Consider the following 7,498-nt stretch of genomic DNA (forward strand, 5'->3'; position numbering starts at 1 on the left):
CGTCAGCTGTGTATAACTCCCCGGTGTTTGAGGCGCGGGCGGGGTGCGCCGTGTAGTGACCCGCGCCCGGGTCTTTCAGCCGCGCCGGCGATTGAGGCGGGGAACGGTGGCTGGGGGTCCCCCCCCGGACGGAGTCTGGGGGATCGGTAGGGGACCGCTCCGCGCAGCGGCGTGACCCCGGCCCGCCCGCCCGGCCCGGTTACGGCTCCGGGGTCTCGGGGGCGTCGCCCCCGGGTTCCTCCGGTTCGGCCGGCGGCTCCGGCTCCGCAGGCGGCGCGGACTCCTCCCCGGCGACATCCAGCCTCCGCTTCGGCGGCTTCGTCAGCCCCCCGGACGTGTCCCGCAGGTACGACCCGTCCCCCGGCTCCGCCCCGGCGGAAGGATCCCGCCGCCGCAGGTACCGCTCGAACTCCCGCGCGATGGCGTCCCCGGACGCCTCCGGCAGATCGGCCGTGTCCCGCGCCTCCTCCAGCGTCTGGACGTACTCCGCGACCTCACTGTCCTCCGCGGCCAGTTGGTCCACCCCCAGCTGCCACGCCCGCGCGTCCTCCGGCAGTTCGCCCAGCGGGATCCTGATGTCGATCAGGTCCTCCAGCCGGTTCAGCAGCGCCAGCGTCGCCTTCGGGTTCGGCGGCTGCGACACGTAGTGCGGCACCGCCGCCCACAGCGACACGGCCGGCATCCCGGCATGGGTGCAGGCCTCCTGCAGGACGCCCACGATCCCGGTCGGACCCTCGTACTTCGTCTCCTCCAAGTCCATCGTCCGCGCGAGATCCGCGTCCGAGGTCACGCCGCTCACGGGCACCGGCCGGGTGTGCGGGGTGTCCCCGAGCAGGGCGCCCAGGATGACCACCATCTCCACGCCCAGCTCCACCGCGAAGCCGAGGATCTCCTCGCAGAACGACCTCCACCGCATGGACGGCTCGATGCCCCGCACCAGTACCAGGTCACGCGGCTTCGCGCCGCCGATCCGGACCACCGACAGTCGCGTCGTGGGCCAGGTGATCTTCCTTACCCCGTTGTCCAGCCACACCGTCGGCCGGTTGACCTGGAAGTCGTAGTAGTCCTCGGCGTCCAGAGCCGCGAAGACCTCGCCCTTCCACTCCCGGTCCAGGTGCGCCACCGCACCGGAGGCGGCGTCACCCGCGTCGTTCCAGCCCTCGAACGCGGCCACCATGACCGGGTCGATCAGCTCGGGCATGCCCTCAAGCTCGATCACCCAGGTCTCCTTCCGAAGTTCCCTTGCGTACGTGGGTCAGCCTAAGCCTTGATGAGGCACGGGCCACAGCCCACGACAGAGGGGCGGTTCCCCTCGGAACCGCCCCTCTTCCCCACCTGCGGGAGAGCTATGCCTTGCGGCTCAGCATCTCCTCGACGCGGGCCCGTACGGCCTCGTCGTCCAGGCCGCGGACCGTCACCGTCGTACGGCGGCGCAGCACGTCGTCGACCGTCTCGGCCCACTCGTTGTCACGGGCGTACGCGACCTGCGCCCAGATCTCGGGACCGTCCGGGTGGATCCGCTCGGCCAGCGACGCGTCCTCGTTCGCCAGGCGCGCGATGTCGAAGGCCAGCGAGCCGTAGTGCGAGGCCAGGTGACGGGCCGTCAGCGGGTCCATGCGCGTACCGGGCTCGCGGTCCACGAGCAGCCGGTGCGCGACCGCGTTCGGGTTGGCGACACCGGGCAGCGGGACGCGGCGCACGAGCGACTTCACCGGCTCCATGTCCTCGGTCAGCGGGCTGCCGGGGAGCTTGGACAGCTTGTCCATGACCACGCGGCCGATGTGCCGGTACGTGGTCCACTTGCCGCCGGCCACCGACAGCATGCCGCCCGCGCCCTCGGAGACCACCGTCTCGCGCTTGGCCTTCTCGACGCCGCCGGGGCCGCCGGGCAGCACCCGCAGGCCCGCGAAGGCGTACGTCATCAGGGAGCGGTCCAGGTCGGCGTCCTTCACCGAGAAGGCCGCCTCGTCGAGGATCTGCTGGATGTCGGACTCGGTGGCGCGCACGTCCGCCGGGTCGCCCTCGTACATCTCGTCGGTGGTGCCCAGCAGCAGCTGGTCCTCCCACGGCAGGGCGAAGGTGATGCGGTACTTGTCGATCGGGGTGGCCATGGCGGCCTTCCACGGCGACTTGCGCTTCATGACGATGTGCGCGCCCTTGGAAAGGCGGATCGACGGCATCGAGTGCTTGTCTTCCATGCGCCGCAGGTGGTCCACCCACGGGCCGGTGGCGTTGAGCACGACGCGCGCGTCGACCCCGAACTCGGTTCCGTCGAGACGGTCCTTGAGCTCGGCACCGGTGACCCGGCCGCGCGTCATGCGCAGACCGGTGACCTCGGCGTGGTTCAGGACGACCGCGCCCGACTCGACGGCCGCGCGGACCGTCATGACGGCGACGCGGGAGTCGTTCATCTGGTGGTCGTAGTAGACGGCGACGGCCTTCAGGTTGTCCGTCTTCAGACCCGGGTTGTCGGCGACGGCGCGGGCCGGCGAGATGACCTTGCCTATGCCGTCACCGAAGGCCGAGAGCGCCGAGTACGCGAACACGCCCGCGCCCAGCTTCGCCGCGCCGACCGGACCGCCCTTGTACACGGGCAGGTAGAAGGTCAGCGGGTTGACCAGGTGCGGGGCCACGTCCTTGGCCAGCACCCGGCGCTCGTGGTGGTTCTCGGCGACCAGCTTGACCGCGCCGGTCTGCAGGTAGCGCAGACCGCCGTGGACGAGCTTGGAGGAGGCGGAGGAGGTGGCGCCGGCGAAGTCGCCGGCGTCCACCATGGCAACCCGCAGACCCGACTGCGCGGCGTGCCAGGCCACCGAGGTGCCCAGGATTCCACCACCGATGACCAGCAGGTCGTACGTGGCCTTCGCCAGCTGCTCACGGGTCTCGGCGCGGCTCGGGTTCGAACCGGCGGTCGGGTGCGTGCCCAGTGCGGTCACGCTCTGCGGGATGCTCATATCTCTCTTAGCTCCTCGTCGATTGACTCAGCTGAGTGCGGTCAGCTGGCGTCTTCGTCGTCGACCCAGCCCATGGACCGCTCCACGGCCTTGAGCCAGCTCTTGTACTCGCGGTCCCGCTGCTCGGCGGGCATCCGCGGGGTCCACTCCGCCGCGCGGCGCCAGTTGGCGCGCAGGGCGTCGGTGTCGGGCCAGAAGCCGACGGCCAGGCCGGCGGCGTAGGCGGCGCCGAGGCAGGTGGTCTCCGCGACCATGGGACGGACCACGGGGGCGTCCACGAAGTCGGAGAGCGTCTGCATCAGCAGGTTGTTGGAGGTCATGCCGCCGTCGACCTTGAGGGCCGCGAGCTCGACGCCCGAGTCCTTGGTCATGGCGTCGGTGATCTCGCGGGTCTGCCAGGCGGTGGCCTCCAGGACGGCACGGGCGATGTGCGCCTTGGTGACGTACCGGGTGAGGCCGGCGATCACACCGCGGGCGTCGGAGCGCCAGTACGGGGCGAACAGGCCGGAGAAGGCCGGCACGAAGTAGGCGCCGCCGTTGTCCTCGACCGAGAGCGCGAGCGTCTCGATCTCGGCCGCGGTCTTGATCATGCCCATCTGGTCGCGCATCCACTGGACGAGCGAGCCGGTGACGGCGATGGAGCCCTCCAGCGCGTAGACCGGCTTCTGGTCGCCGATCTGGTAGCCGACGGTGGTCAGCAGGCCGCTGTAGGAGTTGATGATCTTGTCGCCGGTGTTCATGAGCATGAACGTGCCGGTGCCGTACGTGGACTTCGCCTCGCCCTCGGCGAAGCAGGTCTGGCCGAAGAGGGCGGCCTGCTGGTCGCCGAGCGCCGAGGCGACCGGGACGCCGGCGAGGACGCCGTCCTTGACGTGGCCGTAGACCTCGGCGGAGGACTTGATCTCTGGGAGGACGTTGAGCGGGACGCCCATGGACTCGGCGATCTTCTCGTCCCAGGCCAGGGTGTGCAGGTTCATCAGCATGGTGCGCGAGGCGTTGGTGACGTCGGTGACGTGCACGCCGCCCTGGGCGCCGCCCGTGAGGTTCCAGATGACCCACGAGTCCATGGTGCCGAAGAGGATGTCGCCGGCCTCGGCGCGCTCGCGCAGGCCCTCGACGTTGTCGAGCAGCCAGCGGACCTTCGGGCCGGCGAAGTAGCTCGCCAGCGGCAGGCCGGTCTCGCGGCGGAAGCGGTCCTGGCCGACGTTGCGGCCGAGCTCCTTGCACAGGGCGTCGGTGCGGGTGTCCTGCCAGACCAGCGCGTTGTGCACCGGCTCGCCGGTGTTCTTGTCCCACAGGAGCGTGGTCTCGCGCTGGTTGGTGATGCCGACCGCCTTGACGTCGGCGGCGGTGATCTCGGCCTTGGCGATGGCGCCGGCGACGACCTCCTGGACGTTGGTCCAGATCTCGGTGGCGTCGTGCTCGACCCAGCCCGGCTTCGGGAAGATCTGCTCGTGCTCCTTCTGGTCGACGGCGACGATGCGCCCGTCGCGGTCGAAGACGATGCAGCGGGAGGAGGTGGTGCCCTGGTCGATCGCGGCGATGAAGGGGCCGGTGCTGGTGGTCATGGTGTCTGCTCCTGGCAGGTCTGGTGAGTCGGCGGAATCAGGAGGGCGGTACGGATCTTGCGATCTTTCCGGTGCTGATCAGGCGAACGCGATGTTGTACAGACCACCGGCAACGACGGCACCGACGAGCGGGCCGACGACCGGGATCCAGGAGTACCCCCAGTCCGAACCGCCCTTGTTGGGCAGCGGGAGCAGGGCGTGCACGATGCGCGGACCGAGGTCGCGCACCGGGTTGATGGCGTAGCCGGTCGGACCGCCCAGCGAGAGGCCGATGCCGACGACCACGAACGAGGTGATCAGGACGCCGATGACACCGAGCCCCTTGCCGTCGTCCTGGAGGCCCTGGGTCAGGATGGCCAGGACCAGGACGGCGGTGCCGATGATCTCGGTCGCGAGGTTCTGCACGACATTACGGATCTCGGGGCCCGTGGAGAAGATTCCGAGCACCGGGCCGGCCGTGTCGTGCGGGTGCGGGTCCTCAGGACCGAGCTTGGCGTCGCGGATGTGCTCCGGGTCGGACAGGTGCACCCGGAACTGGCCGTAGTACGTGATCCACATCAGCACGGCGCCCAGCATGGCGCCGAGCAGCTGGCCCGCGAAGTAGACGGGCACGTCGCCCCACTCGCCGGACTTTATGGCGAGGCCGACGGTGACCGCCGGGTTGAGGTGCGCGCCGGAGAGCGGAGCGGAGACGTACGCGGCGATCAGTACGGCGAAACCCCAGCCGAAGGTGATCGCGAGCCAGCCCGCGTTGCGGGCCTTGGAGCTCTTGAGCGTGACGGCGGCGCAGACGCCACCGCCGAGCAGTGTGAGCAGGGCGGTACCGATGGTCTCGCCGATGAAGATGTCGGAGCTGGACACCCGCGACTCCTTTGTCTTACGTCCAGGGGGTGGGCGGACACCGGGTCCCTCCGGTGGTCCACCGCACTCGGTGAGTGCTGCACCGGTCCTTGGCCTCGCCATACCCTAACGCGTATTGCCGGTAGGTGTTCGACAATGCCGACCGATGAACGGCAGTTTTCCGCCTGGGTGAAGAACGCGTCAAGGGTTGACCAGGTCAAAGAACCGGATCGTTACCAGTCGGGAGGATCGGCCAAATCAAGCCAATGAGCCGTCGATAAAAGCCAAAATCCACCCAAATGGCGCGCGAAGCAGCCACTGGGTGGATCAGATCGATCAGGTCAAGCTCAGAACCGGCCTGCCCCGAGGTCGCGCGAAACCGACCGCGCGCAGTCCCGTACGGAGGCCACCAGCGACGCCAGCGGCTCCCCGGACGACCCGCAGACCCGCTCCACGGCACCCGCCACGGCCACCGCGCCCACCGGCATCCGGCGCCGGTCGTGGATCGGCGCCGCCACCGAGGCGATGCCCTCCCACGTCTCCTCGACGTCGGCCGCCCAGCCGCGCGCCCGCGTGAGGTCCAGGACCTCCTCGAAACCCGCCGCGTCCGTGACCGTACGGGGCGTGAACGCCTCCCGCTCCACCTCCACGGCCTGGGTGTGCGCCACGGGGTCGTACGCCGCCAGGACCTTGCCCAGGGCCGTGGAGTGCAGCGGCTGCATGGCCCCGACCTCCAGCACTTGACGGCTGTCGTCCGGCCGGAACACGTGGTGCATGATCAGCACCCCGCTCTTGTGCAGGACGCCCACGTACACGCTCTCGCCGCTCGCCCGCGCCAGATCGTCCGTCCACACCAGGGCCCGGGCGCGCAGCTCGTGCACGTCCAGGTAGCTGTTGCCCAGCCGCAGCAGCTCGGCGCCCAGCTGATAGCGGCCCGAAGCCGGGTCCTGTTCCACGAAACCCTCGGCCTGCAGGGTGCGCAGGATCCCGTGCGCCGTGCCCTTGGCCAGGCCCAGGGAGGACGCCACGTCCGAGAGACCCAGCCGGCGTTCCCCGCCCGCCAGGAGCCGCAGCATCGCAGCGGCTCGTTCGAGCGACTGGATGTTCCGTGCCATCGCGCAGCCTCCTGCTGACGTAGTTCGACAATGCTGAACACTATCGGTCGATGTCGACCTTGTGCATGGTCGGGCGTTTCCGGTGCGGCGCGCGCCGCGCTCCCGAGGGTGAGGTCCCCGCGCACAGAATGCAGTCCGCCACGTGGGACGGCCTCACCGGGGCCGGTGCCGCGCGGTTACCCTGACCGCGTGCACCCTTGACACAGAGGGGGTGTAAAGCCGACAGCCGTCGCATCCCAGGGAGCTCACCCATGGCCTCGTTGCCGAACCCGCCCGCAGACACCCAGACCCGGGCCGATGCCCTCCGAGAGGCGCTCGCGACCCGTGTGGTCGTCGCCGACGGAGCCATGGGGACCATGCTCCAGGCGCAGGACCCGACGATGGAGGACTTCCAGCAGCTGGAAGGCTGCAACGAGGTCCTGAACGTCACCCGTCCGGACATCGTGCGGTCGGTCCACGAGGCGTACTACGCGGTGGGCGTGGACTGCGTCGAGACGAATACCTTCGGCGCGAACTTCGCCGCGCTGGCCGAGTACGACATTCCCGAACGGAACTTCGAGCTGTCCGAGGCGGGTGCCCGGATCGCCCGCGAGGTCGCGGACGAGTTCACGGCGTCGACCGGGCAGCAGCGCTGGGTACTGGGCTCGATCGGCCCGGGTACGAAGCTGCCCACGCTGGGCCACATCACGTACGCGCAGATCCGTGACGCCTATCAGATCAACGCCGAGGGCCTGATCTCCGGCGGCGCGGACGCCCTCCTGGTGGAGACGACCCAGGACCTGCTCCAGACGAAGTCCTCGATCATCGGCGCCCGCCGCGCGATGGAGGCCCTGGGCGTCAGCGTGCCCCTGATCTGCTCGGTGACGGTCGAGACCACCGGCACGATGCTGCTGGGTTCGGAGATCGGCGCGGCTTTGACGGCGCTGGAGCCGTTGGGCATCGACATGATCGGCCTGAACTGCGCGACGGGTCCGGCGGAGATGAGCGAGCACCTGCGCTACCTGGCGCGCAACGCCCGGAT

Annotated in this window: 6 protein-coding genes; 1 reads left to right on the forward strand and 5 read right to left on the reverse strand. The window is 69.9% G+C overall.

All coding sequences use genetic code 11. From position 1 onward, the window contains the following. Positions 1–199: 199 nt before the first annotated feature. The 5 genes from ACFV0Q_RS35365 to ACFV0Q_RS35385 form a co-directional block, all read right to left on the reverse strand. Complete coding sequence (locus tag ACFV0Q_RS35365) at positions 200–1,219, reverse strand: PAC2 family protein (protein ID WP_385011187.1); 1,020 nt, start codon at positions 1,217–1,219, stop codon at positions 200–202. Positions 1,220–1,346: 127 nt separating this feature from the next. After that, positions 1,347–2,954, reverse strand: coding sequence for an FAD-dependent oxidoreductase (locus ACFV0Q_RS35370; protein WP_385011189.1), 1,608 nt, complete (start codon positions 2,952–2,954; stop codon positions 1,347–1,349). A gap of 41 nt (positions 2,955–2,995) precedes the next feature. After that, positions 2,996–4,522 carry a glycerol kinase GlpK gene (gene glpK, locus ACFV0Q_RS35375; RefSeq protein ID WP_385011191.1) on the reverse strand — a complete coding sequence of 509 codons (1,527 nt, stop codon included), beginning with the start codon at positions 4,520–4,522 and terminating at the stop codon, positions 2,996–2,998. Positions 4,523–4,600: 78 nt separating this feature from the next. Beyond that, positions 4,601–5,383 carry an MIP/aquaporin family protein gene (locus ACFV0Q_RS35380; RefSeq protein WP_385011193.1) on the reverse strand — a complete coding sequence of 261 codons (783 nt, stop codon included), beginning with the start codon at positions 5,381–5,383 and terminating at the stop codon, positions 4,601–4,603. A gap of 326 nt (positions 5,384–5,709) precedes the next feature. Beyond that, positions 5,710–6,477, reverse strand: a complete 768-nt coding sequence (locus tag ACFV0Q_RS35385) for an IclR family transcriptional regulator (RefSeq protein ID WP_385011195.1) — start codon at positions 6,475–6,477, stop codon at positions 5,710–5,712. 251 nt (positions 6,478–6,728) lie between these two features. Between ACFV0Q_RS35385 and ACFV0Q_RS35390 the strand changes: the two genes are divergently transcribed. Then, on the forward strand, positions 6,729–7,498 hold a 770-nt coding region (locus ACFV0Q_RS35390), incomplete at its 3' end, for a homocysteine S-methyltransferase family protein (protein WP_385011197.1).

It is taken from the genome of Streptomyces sp. NPDC059564, from assembly GCF_042735575.1.
Taxonomy (GTDB): domain Bacteria; phylum Actinomycetota; class Actinomycetes; order Streptomycetales; family Streptomycetaceae; genus Streptomyces.

Excerpts from the sequence above, each read along its gene's own strand:
- glpK (WP_385011191.1), bottom strand. The coding sequence starts at position 4,522 with ATGACCACCAGCACCGGCCCCTTCATCGCCGCGATCGACCAGGGCACC.
- ACFV0Q_RS35370 (WP_385011189.1), bottom strand. The coding sequence starts at position 2,954 with ATGAGCATCCCGCAGAGCGTGACCGCACTGGGCACGCACCCGACCGCC.
- ACFV0Q_RS35385 (WP_385011195.1), bottom strand. The coding sequence starts at position 6,477 with ATGGCACGGAACATCCAGTCGCTCGAACGAGCCGCTGCGATGCTGCGG.